Origin of the sequence: Demequina ureilytica, assembly GCF_048553575.1 — a bacterium.
Classification (GTDB): domain Bacteria; phylum Actinomycetota; class Actinomycetes; order Actinomycetales; family Demequinaceae; genus Demequina.
On the sequence record NZ_JBLZIE010000001.1, the window covers coordinates 23512 to 40800 of the forward strand.

16 protein-coding genes and 1 tRNA gene are annotated in these 17289 nt (G+C 68.5%); 4 read left to right on the top strand and 13 right to left on the bottom strand.

Annotated elements, in window-relative coordinates; all coding sequences use genetic code 11:
• Positions 1–32: 32 nt before the first annotated feature.
• Positions 33–1352 carry an RNA 5'-3' helicase PhoH2 gene (gene phoH2 / locus ACNI3K_RS00090; RefSeq protein ID WP_419391073.1) on the bottom strand — a complete coding sequence of 440 codons (1320 nt, stop codon included), beginning with the start codon at positions 1350–1352 and terminating at the stop codon, positions 33–35.
• Positions 1353–1670: 318 nt separating this feature from the next.
• A complete protein-coding gene (locus ACNI3K_RS00095) occupies positions 1671–2435 on the bottom strand; it encodes an isoprenyl transferase (RefSeq protein WP_419389834.1) in 765 nt (254 codons plus the stop codon).
• An 87-nt stretch (positions 2436–2522) separates the two neighbouring features.
• Here ACNI3K_RS00095 and trhA point away from each other — a divergent pair, with 87 nt between their 5' ends.
• Entirely contained in the window at positions 2523–3182 is a 660-nt protein-coding gene (gene trhA, locus ACNI3K_RS00100) for a PAQR family membrane homeostasis protein TrhA (RefSeq protein WP_419389835.1), read from the top strand.
• 57 nt (positions 3183–3239) lie between these two features.
• Here the strand turns inward: trhA and ACNI3K_RS00105 are convergent, their stop codons facing one another.
• Positions 3240–3539 carry a hypothetical protein gene (locus ACNI3K_RS00105; protein WP_419389836.1) on the bottom strand — a complete coding sequence of 100 codons (300 nt, stop codon included), beginning with the start codon at positions 3537–3539 and terminating at the stop codon, positions 3240–3242.
• A 38-nt stretch (positions 3540–3577) separates the two neighbouring features.
• On the opposite strand from ACNI3K_RS00105, the gene ACNI3K_RS00110 reads away from it, so the two are divergent.
• Together ACNI3K_RS00110 and greA are read left to right on the top strand one after the other, a co-directional pair.
• Positions 3578–3985: a DUF4307 domain-containing protein gene (locus ACNI3K_RS00110; protein WP_419389837.1), complete on the top strand. Its 408-nt coding sequence runs from the start codon at positions 3578–3580 to the stop codon at positions 3983–3985.
• Positions 3986–4075: 90 nt separating this feature from the next.
• The gene (gene greA, locus ACNI3K_RS00115) at positions 4076–4558 is read left to right on the top strand and encodes a transcription elongation factor GreA (RefSeq protein WP_419389838.1); all 483 of its coding nucleotides are present in this window, start codon (positions 4076–4078) and stop codon (positions 4556–4558) included.
• Positions 4559–4672: 114 nt separating this feature from the next.
• Here greA and rlmC read toward each other — a convergent pair whose 3' ends face one another.
• Positions 4673–5833 carry a 23S rRNA (uracil(747)-C(5))-methyltransferase RlmC gene (gene rlmC, locus ACNI3K_RS00120; protein ID WP_419391074.1) on the bottom strand — a complete coding sequence of 387 codons (1161 nt, stop codon included), beginning with the start codon at positions 5831–5833 and terminating at the stop codon, positions 4673–4675.
• Between the two features lie 53 nt (positions 5834–5886).
• The gene (locus tag ACNI3K_RS00125) at positions 5887–7224 is read right to left on the bottom strand and encodes an AI-2E family transporter (RefSeq protein WP_419389839.1); all 1338 of its coding nucleotides are present in this window, start codon (positions 7222–7224) and stop codon (positions 5887–5889) included.
• 82 nt (positions 7225–7306) lie between these two features.
• On the opposite strand from ACNI3K_RS00125, the gene msrA reads away from it, so the two are divergent.
• Positions 7307–7957, top strand: coding sequence for a peptide-methionine (S)-S-oxide reductase MsrA (gene msrA, locus ACNI3K_RS00130; RefSeq protein WP_419389840.1), 651 nt, complete (start codon positions 7307–7309; stop codon positions 7955–7957).
• Between the two features lie 85 nt (positions 7958–8042).
• On the opposite strand, the gene ACNI3K_RS00135 is transcribed toward msrA, so the two are convergent.
• The 8 genes from ACNI3K_RS00135 to ACNI3K_RS00170 all read right to left on the bottom strand — a co-directional run bounded on the left by ACNI3K_RS00135 (position 8043) and on the right by ACNI3K_RS00170 (position 16941).
• Positions 8043–8774: an acetylxylan esterase gene (locus ACNI3K_RS00135; RefSeq protein WP_419389841.1), complete on the bottom strand. Its 732-nt coding sequence runs from the start codon at positions 8772–8774 to the stop codon at positions 8043–8045.
• A 16-nt stretch (positions 8775–8790) separates the two neighbouring features.
• Entirely contained in the window at positions 8791–9030 is a 240-nt protein-coding gene (locus ACNI3K_RS00140) for an acetylxylan esterase (RefSeq protein ID WP_419389842.1), read from the bottom strand.
• An 89-nt stretch (positions 9031–9119) separates the two neighbouring features.
• Complete coding sequence (locus ACNI3K_RS00145; protein WP_419389843.1) at positions 9120–9932, bottom strand: Bax inhibitor-1/YccA family protein; 813 nt, start codon at positions 9930–9932, stop codon at positions 9120–9122.
• Between the two features lie 80 nt (positions 9933–10012).
• Positions 10013–10086: transfer RNA gene (locus ACNI3K_RS00150), tRNA-Leu, on the bottom strand.
• 283 nt (positions 10087–10369) lie between these two features.
• Positions 10370–14494, bottom strand: coding sequence for an S-layer homology domain-containing protein (locus tag ACNI3K_RS00155; protein WP_419391075.1), 4125 nt, complete (start codon positions 14492–14494; stop codon positions 10370–10372).
• Positions 14495–14876: 382 nt separating this feature from the next.
• Entirely contained in the window at positions 14877–15833 is a 957-nt protein-coding gene (locus ACNI3K_RS00160; RefSeq protein ID WP_419389844.1) for a Ppx/GppA phosphatase family protein, read from the bottom strand.
• The gene (locus tag ACNI3K_RS00165; RefSeq protein ID WP_419389845.1) at positions 15833–16393 is read right to left on the bottom strand and encodes a DUF501 domain-containing protein; all 561 of its coding nucleotides are present in this window, start codon (positions 16391–16393) and stop codon (positions 15833–15835) included. Before ACNI3K_RS00165 ends, ACNI3K_RS00160 begins: the two co-directional genes overlap by 1 nt.
• Positions 16390–16941: an FtsB family cell division protein gene (locus ACNI3K_RS00170; protein ID WP_419389846.1), complete on the bottom strand. Its 552-nt coding sequence runs from the start codon at positions 16939–16941 to the stop codon at positions 16390–16392. The genes ACNI3K_RS00165 and ACNI3K_RS00170 overlap by 4 nt, the downstream gene beginning before the upstream one ends.
• Positions 16942–17289: the final 348 nt, after the last annotated feature.

Consider the following 17289-nt stretch of genomic DNA (forward strand, 5'->3'; position numbering starts at 1 on the left):
CACCCACGCATCGGCCGCTTGGCTTCTCAGCGCTAGAGGTCGAGCCTTTCCAGCATGTCGGTGACCAGAGCTGCGACCGCGGACCGCTCCGAACGCTCCAACGTGACGTGGGCGAACAGGTCGTGGCCCTTGAGAGCCTCGATAACCGCGGCCACGCCGTCGTGCCGCCCCACCCGCAGGTTGTCGCGCTGGGCGACGTCGTGGGTGAGAACCACCCGGGAGTCCTGGCCGATGCGGCTCAGCATCGTCAGCAGCACGTTGCGCTCGAGCGACTGCGCCTCGTCGACGATCACGAAGGCGTCGTGCAGGCTGCGGCCGCGGATGTGCGTGAGCGGCAGCACCTCGAGCATGCCGCGCGCCATCACCTCCTCGACCACCTCGGAGCTGACGATGGCGCCCAGCGTGTCGAAGACCGCCTGCGCCCACGGGTTCATCTTCTCCGCCTCCGAACCCGGCAGGTAGCCCAGGTCCTGGCCGCCCACGGCGTACAGCGGCCGGAACACCATGATCTTCTTGTGCTGACGGCGCTCCATCACGGCCTCGAGGCCCGCGCACAGCGCGAGCGCGCTCTTGCCGGTGCCGGCGCGGCCGCCCATCGACACGATGCCCACGGTCTCGTCGAGCAGCAGGTCGATCGCGATGCGTTGCTCGGCGCTGCGGCCGTGCAGGCCGAACACCTCCTGGTCGCCGCGCACCAGCTTGATGGCGCCGTCGCTGGTCACGCGACCGAGTGCCCCGCCACGTGCCGAGTGGATCGTGAGCCCCGTGTGCACGGGCAGGCTCGTGACGTCCTCGCCGCAGTGCTCCTCGGCGGGGGCCGCCAGCGACTCGGTGTCGTACAGCTGTGACATCTGCTCATCGCTGAGCTGGATCTCGCGCATGCCCGTCCAGCCGGAGTCGACGGCCAGCTCGGCCTTGTACTCCTCGGCCTCGATGCCCAACGCGGATGCCTTCACGCGCATGGGCAGGTCCTTCGAGACCACCGTGACGGCCAACCCCTCGGCCTTCAGGTTCGCCGCTACCGCCAGGATCCGCGTGTCGTTGTCTCCGAGCCGAAAGCCGCTCGGCAGCACGTTCTGGTCGCTGTGGTTGAGCTCGACCCGGACCGTGCCGCCCCACTCATTGGAGGGGACCGGCTGGTCGAGGTGGCCGTGCTTGATACGCAGGTCGTCGAGCATGCGCAGCGCGGAGCGCGCAAAGTAGCCCAGTTCAGGATGGTGACGCTTCGCCTCGAGCTCGGTGATCACCACCACCGGCAGCACCACCGCGTGCTCCGCGAATCGCTTGAGCGCGCGCGGATCGGACAGCAGCACCGACGTGTCCAGCACGAACGTGCGGAGCTCGGTTGCCATCGCGGCGTTGATGGACGGTGTGGTGTCGGGCTGAGTGATGGTCACAAGTGCTCCCCGCGTGTCAGGCCGCAGGGCACCGAACGCCCCTTGGCGTTCAGGTCAGGCCGGTACCGGGTCGGGCCGGCGTTGTGCTGTTCCCACGAAAGTGACGCTACGCCCGCCCGCGCGGGGCGGAGAGCGACACGCCGCGCGTCACATGTTCGTCACCTGGGCCCCGTGGGCCCGTCGTCACGTACGCCCCGGGATACGTGCGTGACAAGCGCGCGCATCGGCCGTCGTCAGGCAGGGGTTCAGCGCCGGTGCATGGCGAACGAGAGGTCAGCGCCCGTGGCGCCGCTCGCGCTGCGAGAAGGCGCGCAGCGCGCGGAGGAAGTCGACGTGACGGAAGTCGGGCCAGTACGCGTCGCAGAAGTAGAACTCCGAGTGGGCGGACTGCCACATCAGGAACCCGGACAGCCGCTGCTCCCCCGACGTGCGAATCACCAGATCGGGATCCGGCTGGCCCTTGGTGTACAGGTGCTCGGCGATGTGCTCGACGGAGAAGGACTCGGCGACCTCCTCGAGCGAGTGCCCGGCGTCGACCCCGCCGCGCAGGATCGACCGGACGGCGTCGGCGATCTCGTGTCTGCCGCCGTACCCGACCGCGACGTTGACGTGCAGACCGGTGGCGGTCTCCGTGCGCGCGACCGCGGCCGCCAGCCGCGCGGCCGCGTCGGGCGGGAGCATGTCGGTGGACCCCACGTGCTGGAGGCGCCACCGTCCGTCGTCCGCCAGCCGCTCGACGGTGGCACAGATGATCTCGATCAGATCATTGAGCTCGTCCGACTCGCGTTCCAAGTTGTCGGTGGAGAGCATCCACAGCGTGACCACCTGCACGCCGGCCTCCTCGGACCAGCCGAGCACCTCGGAGATCTTGTCAGCTCCCCGCTGGTGACCTTGAGCGGCCGGGGCGCCCGACTGCCGCGCCCAGCGCCGGTTGCCGTCGAGGATCACACCGATATGGCAGGGCGGGTTGCCCTTCTCGCGGAGGGTGCGTGACAGCTGCCGCTCGTACGGCCCGTAGAGCAGGCTGCGCAGGCCCATCCGTCTCCTCACAGTGGCGAACACCGAATGGCTCTACGGTATACCCGGTCAGCGGTGAGCGACCTTAACCTACGGTAACGTAGGTTCATGGTTGAGAACCTTCCCACACCCGGCAAGCCGCTCCTGAGGGGCTGGCTCCACCTCGGTGCCGCACCCCTCGCCCTCATCGCCGGCATGGCGCTCGTGGTGTTCGCCCCCACACTCCCCGGCCGCGTCTCGACCGCGATCTTCACGCTCACCGCAGTGATGCTGTTCGGCACGTCCGCGGTGTACCACCGCGGCAACTGGGCGCCGCGGCCACTCGCGGTGCTCAGACGCATGGACCACGCGAACATCTTCCTCATCATCGCGGGCACCTACACGCCCCTCACGGTCATGCTGCTCGACGGCACCACCCGTACGGTGGTGCTGACGCTGGTGTGGGTGGGCGCGATCGTGGGCACGCTGCTGAGGGTGTTCTGGCTGAATGCGCCGCGCTGGGCGTACGTGCCCCTGTATCTGGCCATGGGCTGGGTGGCCGTGGGATTCATCGGCCCGTTCTATTCCGCAGGCGGTACGTCCGTCGTGAGCCTGATCATCGCGGGAGGCCTGTGTTACACCGTGGGCGCCGTCGTCTACGGTACCAAATGGCCCCGAGGATCCACACGCTACTTCGGCTTCCACGAGATCTTCCACGCGCTCACGATCGCCGGATTCACGGCGCACTACATCGCGATCGCCATCGTCATCTTCGCCGTCGAGCGCTAGCCTCGCAGGCGAGACGGAGCAGCGAGACGGACGGGCGCGACAGGCGCCCGATGCGCGTCAGGCTCGAGCGTCCCCGTCGTCCTGGTCACGTGGCGGGATCTCGTTCAGCGCAATGTCGTTTTGCGCGGTGTCGTTCTGCGCGGTGTCGTGCGGCTCGTCCTCGCTCGGGCTTCCCGCGCTGGCCGCCCCGCCGCCAGGCGACGCGGAGACCGAGCCGGCCCCAGCATCGGCCGGCGGATGGGTGCGCACCTTCCGAAGGTGCTTGCCGAGCGATCGGAACAACAGAATCGCGGCGCCCACCATCGCGAAGGTCGCGATGAATGCGAGCAGCCCGGGCCCGCCTGTGAAGTCAGCCACGTCCACTCCCTTTCGTCTGTGAACTATCCTGCCTCATGATGAGCAATCCCTCCGCCGATGCCCGCGCCGCCGACGAGCGCGACGCCGGCGGCGCGCGTCCACGCCTGTCGCGCGGCCGGTGGGCGCTGGTGGTGGCCGGCCTCGCCGTCCTGACAGCTTTGGTGGCCTGGTTCGCCCTCGACTCCGCGGACCAGCCCGTCCGCTGGCAGGACGTCGGGTTCTCCGTCAACTCCGCCACCGAGACCGAGGTCACCTTCGACGTGTACCTCTACGCGGACGAGCCAGTCACCTGCTACGCGCACGCCATGAACGTGCAGTATGCCGAGGTAGGGGTGGCCGAGGTCGACGTGGACCCCGCCGATGGCGACGAGCAACGCTTCACCCTCACGATCCCCACCGTCGAAGAGGCGAACACCGCCCTGCTGCGCGGCTGCACACCCCGGTAGCCTCGCCCGGACGATCCGCGGGATACGGGGCATTTCACTTGTTCGTGGGGCCTTGGTACGGTGTCCTATTCTGTCCACAAGGAGGCACCCGTGACTGAGACGACTGGAACCTGGCTGACCCAGGAGGCGTTCGACCGCCTCCAGGCCGAGTACAACCACCTCGTGACCGAGGGCCGTTCATCGATCGCCAAGGAGATCGACGAGCGTCGCCAGGAAGGCGACCTGAAGGAGAACGGCGGCTACCACGCCGCTCGCGAGGAGCAGGCTAAGCAGGAGGCGCGCATCGATCAGCTGCGGCGCATCCTCGAGACCGCGACCGTGGGCGAGGCCTCCGGCACCGCTGAGGTCTCCTCCGGCACCGTCGTGACCGCAGAGGTTGGCGGCTCCGAGATGAAGTTCCTGGTGGGCTCACGTGAGGTCGCGGGGGGCACCGACATCCAGGTCTTCAGCGCACAGTCGCCGCTTGGCGAGTCGCTGATGGGACTCAAGCCCGGCGAGGAGACCAGCTACGAAGCTCCGAACGGCAGCAACATCACCGTGAAGGTCATCGCCGTGGAGCCCTTCTCTCCCTGATCCACGCCGCCCCTCTCCCCGCCTTAGCGTCCTCAAGGACGGTGAGTGCCGGATAGGGGTGCCTCACGTCTCGTAGACGACAATGAGTGCCGGACAGGGGTGTGGGGGTGAGGGTCAGCGACGCTCGAGCAGCACCGCCACCTCGCCGTGGCGGGTGTGCGGGAACATGTCCAGCAGCCTCGCCTCGCGAGCGGTCATCGACGGCATCCACGCGAGATCGCGCGCGAGCGTGGTCGGGTTGCAGCTGGAGTACACGAGGGTCCGGACGCCGCTGGCGTCGATCCACCGCGACAGCTCCTCACCCAGCCCGCGCCTGGGCGGGTTCACCACCATGGCCGCCGGAGCCTCTGCCTGGCGCGTGGCCCACGCCACCGCATCGGCCGTAACGAACTCGACGCTCGCCATGGCCGCGTCGCCGGCGGCCAGCAGATCGTCGCGGCTGCGCTGAGCGCTCGCCACCGCCTGCGCGCTCGTCTCGACGCCCGTCACCGCGCGGTAGCCACCGGCACCGTCCGACCCCACGCAGTGGAGTGCGAACCCGCCCACGCCGCAGTACAGGTCCCACAGGCTGTCCGGGCGCGCATCTTCGATCCACTGGGCGACCTGGCGGTACAGGGCCGCCGCGACCCCCGTGTTGGTCTGGAAGAAGCTCTGAGCGCGCAGGTGGAGATCGATGCCGTTCACGGTCATCGTCAGCGTCTCGCGCTCGGTCAGCACGATCTCGGCGTCCCCTTCGAGCACCGCCTTGTGCTCGGGCTGAACGTTGACCGACGCGACCGTCAGGCTCGGCAGCCGCTCGAGGAGCCACGGCAGATGCTTGCGGATCCGGGACAGCGACTCCGTGGAGCGCAGCACCCATCGCACCAGCAGATCACCGTTGGGTGCCAGCGTCACCAGCACATGCTTGAGCTCTCCGCGCCGGTGGGGCACCGAGTACGGCTCGAGGCGGGCGTGGGTCACGAACTCGGCCAGGACGGGGAAGGCCGCCCCGAGAGCGGCCGGATACAGCGGGCAGCCCCGCAGGTCCTGGCCCTCACCGCGCGCATCGAGGATGCCGATGGTCGGCGACTCGACGGTCCCCGCCACCACCATCTTCGCCTTCGTGCGGAATCCCGACTGCTGGCTGGACACCGCGGGCAACCACTCGAGCTTCGCGGCGAGAGGCCCGAGCAGAGCGGCGACATGCTGCTGCTTGTCTCCGAGCTGCTGCTCATAAGGGGTCTCGAGGATGGTGCACGAGCCGCACAGCCCTGCGGCGTGATAGTCGCACCGGATGGCCTGGTACAGCGGCAGTTCGCGACGAGGGGCGTCAGTGGGCACGTTCTCGCTCAGCGGTCGGGAGAGTCGGGCCCTCGGGTGGGGATCTGCTCGCTGTGCGGCTCGGGTTCGGATCCCGCTGCGGAGTGCCCCGACGCCCCCGCTTCCGACGCGCCTTGGGGCCTGGCCCGGGCCTCACCGGTGTGCGCCATCGCTCCGCGGGCACGCTGGATGGCCTCCTTGGAGCGCTCCGCAAGCACCGGGATCTGGGACGTGATGGGAGGACGATCGTCATCGTCATCCTCGTCGGGCTTGCGGTGCAGCCCACGGTTGAATGCGTAGATCGTGGCGACCACGGGCACGGCGATCACCGCGCCGATGAGGCCGAGCGTCAAGGTTCCGGCAGAGATGGTCAGCAGCACCGCGAGCGGGTGGATCGACGCCGCCTTGCCGAACAGCCACGGGTACAGCACGTTGCCCTCGATCTGCTGCACCAGCAGCACCACGCCCAGCATCAGCAGCGACGTGGTCCAGCCGCCGTCGACAAGCGCGACCAACGCGGCGATGATGCCGGACAGCGTGGCACCGATGAGCGGGATGAACGAGAACAGGAACACCAGGATCGCGATGGGCAGCGCGAGCGGTACACCCAGGATCCAAGCCCCAAGGCCGATGCCGACGGCATCGGCAAAGGCCACGAAGACGGTGGTCTGCGTGTAGCGGCGCAAGGTGATCCACGAGTGCAGCCCGGCCTTCTCCACGCGCTCGACGGCCGCATCGGGAACGAGCCCAGCGGTCCAGTGCCAGATCTGGCGACCATCGCGCATGAAGAAGAACAGGGCCACCAGGGCGATGACGATGCCGGCGAAGATGGTGCCGATTGCGGATCCCACGGACAGTGCGCCCGAGGCGAGTCCCTGTGCGTTGTCCTCGAAGAACGTCTGGAGGGTGCCCACCAGCTCGTCCACTTGGGCTTGGTCCACGCTGAGGGGCCCCGTCACCAGCCAATCAATGAAGGTGTCAAATCCCTCGACGGCCGCTTCACGGAGATCGTCGTACTCGGACATGAAGGCGGTCGAGGCGAGTGTGCCCAACCCAGCCGCCACCGAGATCAGGACGAGGATTGCGACAAGGGAGCCGAGCGCACGCGGGAACTTGATGCGTTCCAGCAGCGTCACGAGTCGCTCGAGTGGAGCGGCGATGATCAGCGCGATCACGAGCGGCACGAACAGCGCCGTCAGGCTCGTGAATGTCCACACGCCCGCGACCACGATGATGCCGACCACGATCGCGCGCCAGGACCATGCCGCGGCCACGCGCAGCGTCAGGGGCACCTTGTCCAGCACCGAAGCCTCGCTCGTGTAGAGCACGCTCGACTTGGGCCGCTTCTCAGTGGAGTTCTCGGGCATGACGCGAGCCTAACCTGCACCTCGCCGCGAGGCGGAACATGCGGGTGTCGGCCAGCGTTCACTGCTCGGAGAGGAGTCACCGATGTTCGGAAGTTCAAAGACCAGCATGATTTCCAAGGACGAGGCACTGCCCGGCCGTGACCAGCCGATAGAGGTGACGGACCGTCACGTGGTGCTCGGCACGCCACTGAAGGGCCCGTGGCCCGAGGGCCACGAGGTCATCTACGTCGCGATGGGCTGCTTCTGGGGCACGGAGCGGGTGTTCTGGCAGATCCCGGGCGTGTACTCGACGGCCGCCGGCTATATGGGCGGCTGGACACCGAACCCCACGTACGACGAGACGTGCACCGCGCGCACCGGCCATGCCGAGGCTGTCCAGGTGGTCTACGACCCGTCTGCCGTCACTCTCGATGAGCTCTTCGCGGCGTTCTGGGAGAACCACGACCCGACCACGCTCAACCGCCAGGGAAACGACGTGGGCACGCAGTACCGCAGCGCCATCTTCGCCACCACGGACGCACAGCTCGCAGCCGCCGAGGCCTCGCGCGACCGGTACGACGCGCTGTTGCGGGACAAGGGCTACGGCGAGGCCACCACTCAGATCGTGCGCGACCGCGACGCGGGCGACGGCACGTTCTACTACGCCGAGGACTACCACCAGGGCTACCTGTATAAGAACCCGGGCGGCTACTGCAACCACGGCTTCTGCCAGGTGGGGTACTCCCCCGCCTAAGAAGGCCCGAACTAAGCGAGCGGCCGATGCGCGGGTGACCCGCGCATCGGCCGCTTGGCTTGTGCCCGGCTCAGTTCACGTCAGTTCAGCCGACAAGCGACTGCACGAACTCGAGTTGACGCGTGGTCTGGTGCGCCTGGCCGCCCTCGTGGCCGTTGTACGGATACACGGCCATCTCCTTGCGGACGTCCGGAGCCGCGTGGCCGCCATACCAGTTGAACGCCGCGTAGCCGGTCGATGGCGGACACACGAAGTCCATCAGCGCGACGGACATGAGCGTGGGCGCCTGCGCACGCTTGGCGTGGTTGACCCCGTCGAAGTACGACAGGGTGTCGAGCGTGCGCTCGCGCTCCCCACGGAAGACGGCCAGGTACTGCACGACCTCGGCGTAGGGGAACTCGCTCGAGAGGTCCAGGGACCGCTCGAAGTGGCACAGGAACGGCACATCGGCCATCACGCCAGCCAGATCGGGCACCAGGCCCGCAACCGCGAGCGCGATGCCGCCACCCTGGGATGCGCCTGCGAAGATCACGCGATCGGCGTCCACCCCGGGCAAGCTGCGCGCCGCGTCGCACGCACGCGCCGCGTCCGTGAACACGCGGCGGTAGTAGTAGTCCGCGGGGTCGGTGATGCCGCGCGTCATGAACCCGGGCGTCGCGGGCGTCGAACCCACGGGGTCCGGAGTGTCGCCGCCGCTGCCCCACCCGGCGCCTTGGCCTCGGGTGTCGATGTAGAGGTGCGCGTAGCCGGCGGCGGCCCACACGGTGCGCTCGATCGCGAGCCCGCGGCCCCCGCCGTAGCCATTGACCTCCACCACGCAGGGCAGCGGGCGGTCAACTCCCGCGGGACGGGCGTACCACGCCTTGATGGGGGTGGCCGCCGAATCCCGGATACGTGACGTCCTGGATCTCGATCGCGCCCATGGCGATGGGCCCAGGCGCGAGGGAGACGCTCATCTCGCGGCCGCGGGCGTCGGCGAGGGTCTCACGCCAGAACTCGTCGAAGTCCGCGGGCTCCCGGATCTCGGGCCGGTAGGTCTCGAGTTGGTCCCGAGGGAGGTCGAACAGGGCCATGGCGCCTCCATGCGCTTCATACTTGCCGGCGGTGCCGGCGTGGCAACGGCCGATGCGGCGGTCACCGCATCGGCCGTGTCAGGTGTGCGTTACTCGCGACCCTGCAGGATCGCGATGATGCGCAGGAACTCGATGTACAGCCACACCAGCGTCAGGACGATCCCGAAGGCGGCCTTCCAGTCGAAGTGCGCGGGCAGGCCGTTCTTCACGCCGTTCTCGATGAAGTCGAAGTCACCGATGAGCGAGACGCACGCGAGGATTATCGCGAAGGCGCCGATCAGGACGCCGAGCGGGATGCCGAAGATCTCGATCTCGGTACGCAGGCCCCATGCAGAGTCGGTGCCGCCGAAGATCATCATCCCGACATTGACCAGCGAGAAGGCGATGTACGAGATGCCGCCGATGAGCAGGAACTTCTGCATCTTGGGCGTGTAGCGCACGCGGCCCGAGTGGTAGAGCCACAGGCACACCGCGAACGTGCACGCCGTGGCGATCAGGGCCTGAAGACCCGCGCCGGGCGCCTCGAACGCTGTCTCGATGTACGTGGTGATGCCACCCAGGAAGTAGCCCTCGACGGCCGCGTAGGCGATCGCGAGCGCGGGGGGCGTGACCTTCTTGAAGATCAGCACCAGGCTCAGCACGAAGCCGATGACGCCTGCGGCGATCGTGAGCAGCAGGCTGGGGAACATGTAGCCGGGAATCGCGAGCAGTCCCGCGAGCACCACCATGCCGGCGGTCTTCGAGATCACGCCCTCGTAGCTCATGCGGCCGGTGTCGCCCGGGCCCGCTACGGGCTGGCCGAACTGGTGGTCCAGATCGGCGGCCGAGACGGCCTTGCCGTTCTGGTCGTACGTCGCGCCGGGCTTGAAAGCGCTGTTGGTGCTGAAGGCGGGGCTGGCCACAGGGTCCTCCTCGATTAGGTCCGGTTCATCATAACTGCGAGCGCGCACGCTTTGGCGTCGTCCGAATGGACGAATCTGGGTGCCCCCGACGGGATTCGAACCCGTACTGGACCGGGTTTAAGCCGGTTGCCTCTGCCGGTTGGGCTACGGGGGCGTGGGGTCGATCATCCCGCGACGGCGCCCGAGTTGGCGAATCAGGGGATCGCCTCATCGGTGCAGCCCCCGGTCAACACGTGTCCGACCGCTGACCCCTGTGCTCTGCTCCCCCTACCCCGGCGGACGTCCGACGGGCCGGATGAACTCGGTCGCGCTTGCGGGAGGCGTGCTCGGCGCTCACCGCCGGGCTCAGCTGATCCGGCCCATCGGCGGCGGCAAGGACGCGACGAGGGCCCCGGCACCGTGTTCACGGTGTCGGGGCCCTCGATTGTGCTCAGCCCTTACTTGTCGAGCCGGTCATAGCGGTAGAGGAACGTGGCCATGGCGTCACGGGTGGTCTCGCCGAAGGGCCGGAACTCGGCGCCCGTGGACGTCTCCCAACCCTCGGTGATGCCCGTGGACTCCAGCCATGTGATCTCCGTGTAGAAGTCCGTGTTCGTGGACGTGATGTCCTCGAACGGAGACTCGGTCGGGTCTTCCCACACGGGCTCGTCCGCCATGCGGTAGAGGAACGCCGCCATCGCATCACGAGTGATGGGCTCGAACGGACGGAACTCCATGCCGTCCGCGGTTTCCCAGCCCTCGGTGATGCCCGTGGACTCCAACCACATGATCTCCGTGTAGAACTCCGTGTTGCCCGTGGTGATGTCCACGAACGGAGACTCCTCAGGAAGGGTGACATCCGGAGACCCGGCATAGCGGTAGAGGAACGCCGCCATCGCATCACGAGTGATCGACTTGAACGGACGGAACTCAATACCCGACTCCGTCTCCCACCCCTTCGTGATGCCCTGAGTGGACAGCCACATGATCGACTCGTAGTGCTCCAGCGAGTCGTCCACATCCACGAACGATGGCGCGGGCTCGTCCTCACCGGTGACCGTGACGACGTACTCGCTGGTGGTCACCGTCTGTCCCGCCGAGTCCGTGATGACAGCCGTCAGGACCACGTCAGTGCCGGCCTGGTCCTCGGACGGCGTCCATGTGAACGCGTACGGAGACGTGCTCGTGGTTGCCACCGATTCGCCATCGGCCAGCAGCTCGACCGACAGGACCGCGAAGTCGTCCTTCGCTCGCACTAGCGGCTCGATCTCGGTGCCCGGGCCGACCGTGAGGTCGGCGCCCGGGTCGATAATCGCGCCCGAGGGAGCCTCGTCGACGACGGTGCCCACGCCCTCCGGCGCGTTCGCCGTTGGCTCGGAGACGGTGACGTCAGGAGCCTCGACGAGCAGAACCTGCTCGGTCGAGTTGCCGGTCACCCGGCTCTCCTTCACGAAGCCGTCCACGCCGTGACGGAACTCCACGCCCACCTGTCCGAACTCATCTGAGCCCGATCCGGTGACCACGGTGTCGCTCACGTAACCGTGCTGACGGATGCCGGCATCCGCGTCATTGCCGGGGTCGCCGTCTGGACCGCGACCGCCGTCGAACAGGATGCCGCCCGACTGGTAGCCGGTGACCACACTGTCGGCCACCGTGAGCTCGGTCTCGACCGTGCCGGACCCCGCGCCCTGCAGGTAGTTCGTCTTCACGATTCCCCACCCGTGCGGGTTCGCCGTGCGCTCGTCCTCGTTCGCGCCCACCTTGAGCGGACCGACAATGCTGTCCGACACCCGTCCTGCGGTGTTGAGGAAGGCGATGCCAGCCTCCGCGTACACCGACCCAGAGGTCACCGTGACCCCAGAGAGGTCAAGGAAGAGCTCATTGGTGTCGGTCGAACCGAGCGACTGGCGCGAGACGGTGATGACGTTGCCCCCGCCGTCGCGTAGATACGGTGCGGTGCCGGCCAACGTCGTCATGCTCTGGTCAGGCATGATCGTCACCTTGTCGGCGCCCGCGCCCTTGATCTTCAGCGGCTTGCGGATCGTGAGGCCGTTCATCGCACCCTCCGCGAGTGGCATGCGAGGGCTGACGACCGGGGTCGAGCTTTCCTCGTATGTACCCTCGCAGACCACGATCGTGTCCCACGGAGAGGCGTAGTCCACGGCCTCCTGGATACCCGTGAACTGAGCATTCGGGCACTCCAAGCGGTCGTCGTCGACGGTCCACGTGACATTCGCAGCCGGGTCGGCGACGGTGTCGGGCAGGCTCAGTTCACCGGGGGTGTTGTCCGATGCGGCGAGGAACACCGCCGGGTCGGGTCCGGTCGCGGGGGCGCCGTAGCCGGCACCCGCGTTCGGGGTCATACCGTCGGAGAGGATGAGCGGCTCAGCGGAGGCAGCCTCCTGGAACCTCACATCCGCAAGTTGGATCGATCCCGAGGCGGGCATGCCCTCGGTTCCGAAGCGCAACTCCAGGCTGGCCAAAGACGAGACGTCGATGCCCTGGCCCGAGAACTCCGTGAGGGGCACCCGGATCTGCTCGAGCACGATGTGCGTGTGCCGCGTCTTGTCACCAGTCGACATGTGCAGGGCGTTGCCCCAACGCGGGTCCCCCGCCTTCACCGTCGCCTCGTGGCCGTCGGTGTCGGTCAGCACAATCTCGAAGTCCTGCGTGGAAGCGGCGGGGTCGAACAGCACCTCGGCCTCGGGGTTGTACGCAGGGTCATCCGCTTCACGCACCACGTAGCCGGGGTTGCGTGAGTCGAAGAAGTTGACGTCTGCCGCAAGCGTCAGCGCCTTGAGTCCGCTGACGTCCTTCGATGCAGCGGGAATCTGCGCCGTGAGAGAAGCCGGCGTGCCTTCCTCCCACGCGAGCGCCAACTGGCGACCGTAGGAGAGGTTCACCGGCGAGTTCTCGCGCATGCCGTTCTGTCCTCCGACAGCGTCGGGGTTCGGGAGCGGGCACGCCTTCTCCGCGTCCGGGTTGCCGGAGATGCCGAGCACACCGGGCGCGAACTGATCGGGCTCGGGGTTGCACCAGTCGTAACCCGTCTCCGGCGTCGGCCGCGGGTCGACACCGCCGTTGTCGGGATACGGGTTGGCGAATCCGGTGCCGCTCAGGGCCCCGCCTTGCGCGTTGAGTGCCAGTGGGTTCTCCACCTCGGGCCGGATGATGTCGACTCGCTCGCCCGAGGGGGCGAAGTACGAGGTCTGCACGCGGTCCTCACACGCGATGGCGGTGTCGCCCTCGGTGATGTCGGGGCACGCTGACGCGGGGATCTGCAGGTGCGATTCCGTGTCCGAGAGCTCGCCGGTCATGTAGGGCTCGAATGCGCCCTCACCGCCCACGTAGCGACGGAAGAACGCCGACATGGTCGCGAGTCCGAGCTTCTCCTGCGCACCCATGAGGTCGGGGTCGCCGGAGATCTTGGTGTTGACCTCGGGGTTGAAGGTGTCGCTGTTGTCGATCACGTATGACGCCGGGTCGTAGCTCGCTGCACCGCTCAGGCGCAGGTTGTTGTCGCGCACGTTCTGGTCGCTCACGGGGCGGCTGTCGCCGCACGCGGCATCGTTGGAGTTCGTTCCGTCCATGCCGTCCGCAAACCACACAGTGTTGTACCAGTTGTGGATGGCGCCCTGGTGGGACACCTGGATGGAGGGGAACGGGTTGTCGCCATTGATGTACTGGCTGCGCTCGAACATGCGCGCGCCCTGAAGGTTCGACACGTCGCCGTCGCAGAACGGCAGGATCGTCATGTACGGCACGCCGTACGGAGCCTTGCGCTCGTAGTCCACCGGTGCGAGGGAGATCACGCCGCGAATGGGATAGCGCGGTCCGTCCGTGCGGATGCGGTTGTAGTCGATGAAGCTCGAGACGGCGTCGCCGCCACGCGAGTGACCCATGAGGCCGATGCGGGTCATGTCGAGCTTGCCTGCGACCGCGTCGCCGATGGTGGTGTGCTCGTCGTCGGCGAGCCCGCCGGGCTCGTTGGCGGCGCTCAGCGCGTCGAGGGTCGCGGCGATGAGCATCCGGCGCTGGTGCATGCCCTTGCCGCTGGAGCCGTCCTGGCGCATCATCAGCTGATCCTGCGTCACCGAGAACACGGTGTAGCCCCAGCTGGCGAGATTCTCACCCAGGTACGCGTAGCCAGCCTCGTTGCGCTTGTACACCTCGCAGGTGGCTGTCGATCGGTCCTGTCCCTGGTCGCAAGAGCCGTGATTGCCGTGCACCAACAGCAGGACCGGCGAGGGCTCCGTGCGGTCGGCGGGCGCGTACAGCGCTCCGCGAATCTCGAGGCTCACTGCCTCTTGGGAGGTGCCCTCGGTGGGCGCGTCGCCCGACGAGTTCGGCTCCTGCAGGTCCACCAGCCCGAGCTTGGTCTCCTGGATGGTGCTGGGGGCGTAGGGCCCGCGGTCCAGCGGGTCCGGAATGCTGCCGGCGTCAAGAGCAGCGGCGACAGGGTCGGTAACGAGAGCGCCTGCGGCAGCGGGTTCCGAAGCCGAGGCGGATAGTGGGGGCAGCAGCAGTGTTGCTGCCAGGGCACCCGTGGCGAGCGCGCGCCAGCGGGTAGAAATGGATGCCATCACGGCGGTCCTCTTCCTCGAATGGTGATCAGGGGAGGCACCGCAGTGGCCCCTAGGGCCCCCGAGGGCGATGCCGTTGCCACGCTAGGCAACGAAGGTTTCGTACGAGACCGCACTTGTGTTTCGTCTAGGTAAAACTATCGCCGGAGGTCCCCTGCTAAGAGGGGCATGCCTCGGGTAGACGGCCGGCGGGCGTTCGACGGGCCGGATGAACTCGGTCGCGCCTGCGGGGGGCGTGCTCGGCGCTCACCGCCGGGCTCAACTGATCCGGCCCGTCGGCTTCACACGGGACTGGGGCGACAAGAAGGGCGCCCGATGCGCGGGCCGGGTTGACTCGAGACGCGCGGCTCGGGTCTCGTGACGGCTCAGGCCAACCGACGGCTCAGAGAACCTCGGCGGCCGAGAAGGCGATTCCGTCCAGGATGTCGTACTCACTGGTGACCGCGGTGTCGAGGGTGCCGCCTTGAGCGGCGACCTCGTCCCTCACCCGCAGCATGACCTCGCGCCACACGAGCGCCCCGGCACCGATAACGTCCACACGCCCCGGGTGCATGAAGGGCATCGCGGCGCGCTCCTCGTGGCTCGCGGCGAGCAGCGCCTCGCACGACCTCGCCGCCGCGTCGATCGACAGCTCGGCGGCGTTGATCGCGTCGCGCGAGTACTCGTCGAGGTCGAGCGCATGTGCGGTCACGGTGGTGATGCTGCCGGCGAGACCCACGAGGGTGCGGGTGCCGCCGAGGGGAACCTCGGCCAGTGCGGCGTCGAGAGCGGCCCGGACGTCCGCCTGCGCTGCCTCGATCTGCGGCGCGGTCGGCGGGTCGTCGTGCAGGTGGCGCTCGGTCATCCGGACGCAGCCCACGTCCATCGAATGGACGGCTTCGGGAGCGAGATCACCGAGCACCAGCTCGGTCGAGCCGCCGCCCAAGTCGACCACCAGGTATGGTCCCGGCCGCGAGGCATCAAGGGCGCTCAGGGCGCCGCGGAAAGACAGCTGCGCCTCCTCGCTCCCTGTGATCACCTCGGGCGCAACGCCCAGCCGCTCGCGCACCCCCTCGATGAATGCGTCACGATTGCGCGCGTCACGGGTGGCGGACGTGGCAACGAAGCGGATCGACTCGACGCCGTGCTCGCGACACTGCTCGGCATACTCCGCAGTTGCGGCGAGGGTGCGCTCGAGCGCCTCCGGCGCGAACTCCCCCGTGCGGTCCACGCCCTGGCCGAGGCGCACGACGAGCATGCGGCGCACCACGTCGGTGAGGGTGCTCGACTCAAGGTCGACATCGGCGATCAGCAGGCGGATCGAGTTGGTCCCACAGTCGATGGCGGCAACGCGGGGCATCAGGCCTCCTGGGCATAGGCGTCGGGGTCAGCGGACACAGCGGAGTCCGGGTCGGTCTCCATCGCGGGGCACGTGCACCGATCGGGACGCCAGTGGCCGCTGATCATCTCCAGGGCCTCGTCGCCGAGGGGGTTCACGCCCGGTCCCGCCGCCAGTGCATGGCCCACGAGCACATGTAGGCACTTGACACGATCGGGCATGCCGCCTGCGGAGATGCCGTCGATCTCGGGCACCTCGCCCAACTCGGCTCGCTCCGCGAGGTACGACTCGTGCGCCCGCCGGTAGTGCTGGGCGAGGTCGGGCTCCTCCGCGAGCCGCTCGTTCATGTCGCGCATCGTGCCGCGCGCCTCGAGCGTCGACACGGCCGCGACAGCCTCGGGATGGGTGAGGTAGTACTGGGTGGGGAACGGAGTGCCGTCGGGCAGCCGAGGGGCGGTGTGGACCACGGTCGGGTTGCCGCACACGCAGCGCGCGGCAATCGCGACGACCCCGCGCGGCTCACGCCCCAGCTGGGAGGCCAACACGGTCAGATCGGCCTCGGTGGCAGGGGTGTCGCTCACCCTCCGAAGTCTACGTCGGTGAGCGGCTCGCTCTCCCCGACCTCTTCCTCGCCCTCGCCGCTGCCAGTTGCGCCGTCCGGGCGCTCCGTCTGCTCAACATCTTTGACAGGGGCATCGCCGCCCGCTACCAGGACGGAGTCCCACAGCCTGTCGTACCAGGGCGCGCCGGCCGCGACCTCGGGCTGCCGCTCCGCCGCAGGCGAGCCCGCAGCGGGACCGTCGACGGTTTCCGCATCGACCACCCGGAACGGGGTCTCGCCTGGGAACACGTAGGCGAGCCGCTCGCGCGCCTGGGCCACAATGAAGGCGCGATCGTCCCAGCGCGCGAGCTCGGCATTCAGGTCGTCGACCTCGGCCTGAGCCACGGTGGCATCCTCGCGCAGTTCGGCGAGCGTGGACTGCTGGTCCACGTAGGCGCGCACCGACGGCGCCACCACCGCGATAGCGAGCGCGACCACCAGCAGGATCACTGCGGCTCGCCACGTGAGCATGGCGGTCCAGGAGCCGCGGGGCCGCGCCGGGTTGAGCGCGGGAGCGGGAGTGGGCACGGAGCGACCCGGGCCGGACGGTCCGCCGGGCCTGGTCTGGGTCCGCCAAGCCGTCGTCGTGGGACCCTGACGCCGCGGAGCGCGCGCGTCAGCAGTGCGCCGCGGGGCCCGAGGGGCGGGCCGCGGCGCGCCGGGACGGGTGGGGGCGCTCACGCCTGCGATTGTCTCAGCGGTGCGGGCAATGTGTGGCACGCACACGCGAGGCGCGCCCGGATCGACGCGGGTGACGTGAAGCGCGCGCGGCCTCCCTCAACAACGTGTCCCGACGACGACAGGTGTCCCGGCAGCCGCTCCCGCACAGCAGCGGCGCCCAGACAGCAACGAGGCCGCGGGTCGCCTGAGCGACCC

Bases quoted from the DNA above. Each gene is read 5' to 3' on its own strand.
- phoH2 (WP_419391073.1), bottom strand. From the start codon at position 1,352: ATGGCAACCGAGCTCCGCACGTTCGTGCTGGACACGTCGGTGCTGCTG.
- ACNI3K_RS00095 (WP_419389834.1), bottom strand. From the start codon at position 2,435: ATGGGCCTGCGCAGCCTGCTCTACGGGCCGTACGAGCGGCAGCTGTCA.
- trhA (WP_419389835.1), top strand. From the start codon at position 2,523: ATGGTTGAGAACCTTCCCACACCCGGCAAGCCGCTCCTGAGGGGCTGG.
- ACNI3K_RS00110 (WP_419389837.1), top strand. From the start codon at position 3,578: ATGAGCAATCCCTCCGCCGATGCCCGCGCCGCCGACGAGCGCGACGCC.
- ACNI3K_RS00125 (WP_419389839.1), bottom strand. From the start codon at position 7,224: ATGCCCGAGAACTCCACTGAGAAGCGGCCCAAGTCGAGCGTGCTCTAC.
- msrA (WP_419389840.1), top strand. From the start codon at position 7,307: ATGTTCGGAAGTTCAAAGACCAGCATGATTTCCAAGGACGAGGCACTG.
- ACNI3K_RS00140 (WP_419389842.1), bottom strand. From the start codon at position 9,030: ATGGCCCTGTTCGACCTCCCTCGGGACCAACTCGAGACCTACCGGCCC.
- ACNI3K_RS00155 (WP_419391075.1), bottom strand. From the start codon at position 14,494: ATGGCATCCATTTCTACCCGCTGGCGCGCGCTCGCCACGGGTGCCCTG.
- ACNI3K_RS00160 (WP_419389844.1), bottom strand. From the start codon at position 15,833: ATGCCCCGCGTTGCCGCCATCGACTGTGGGACCAACTCGATCCGCCTG.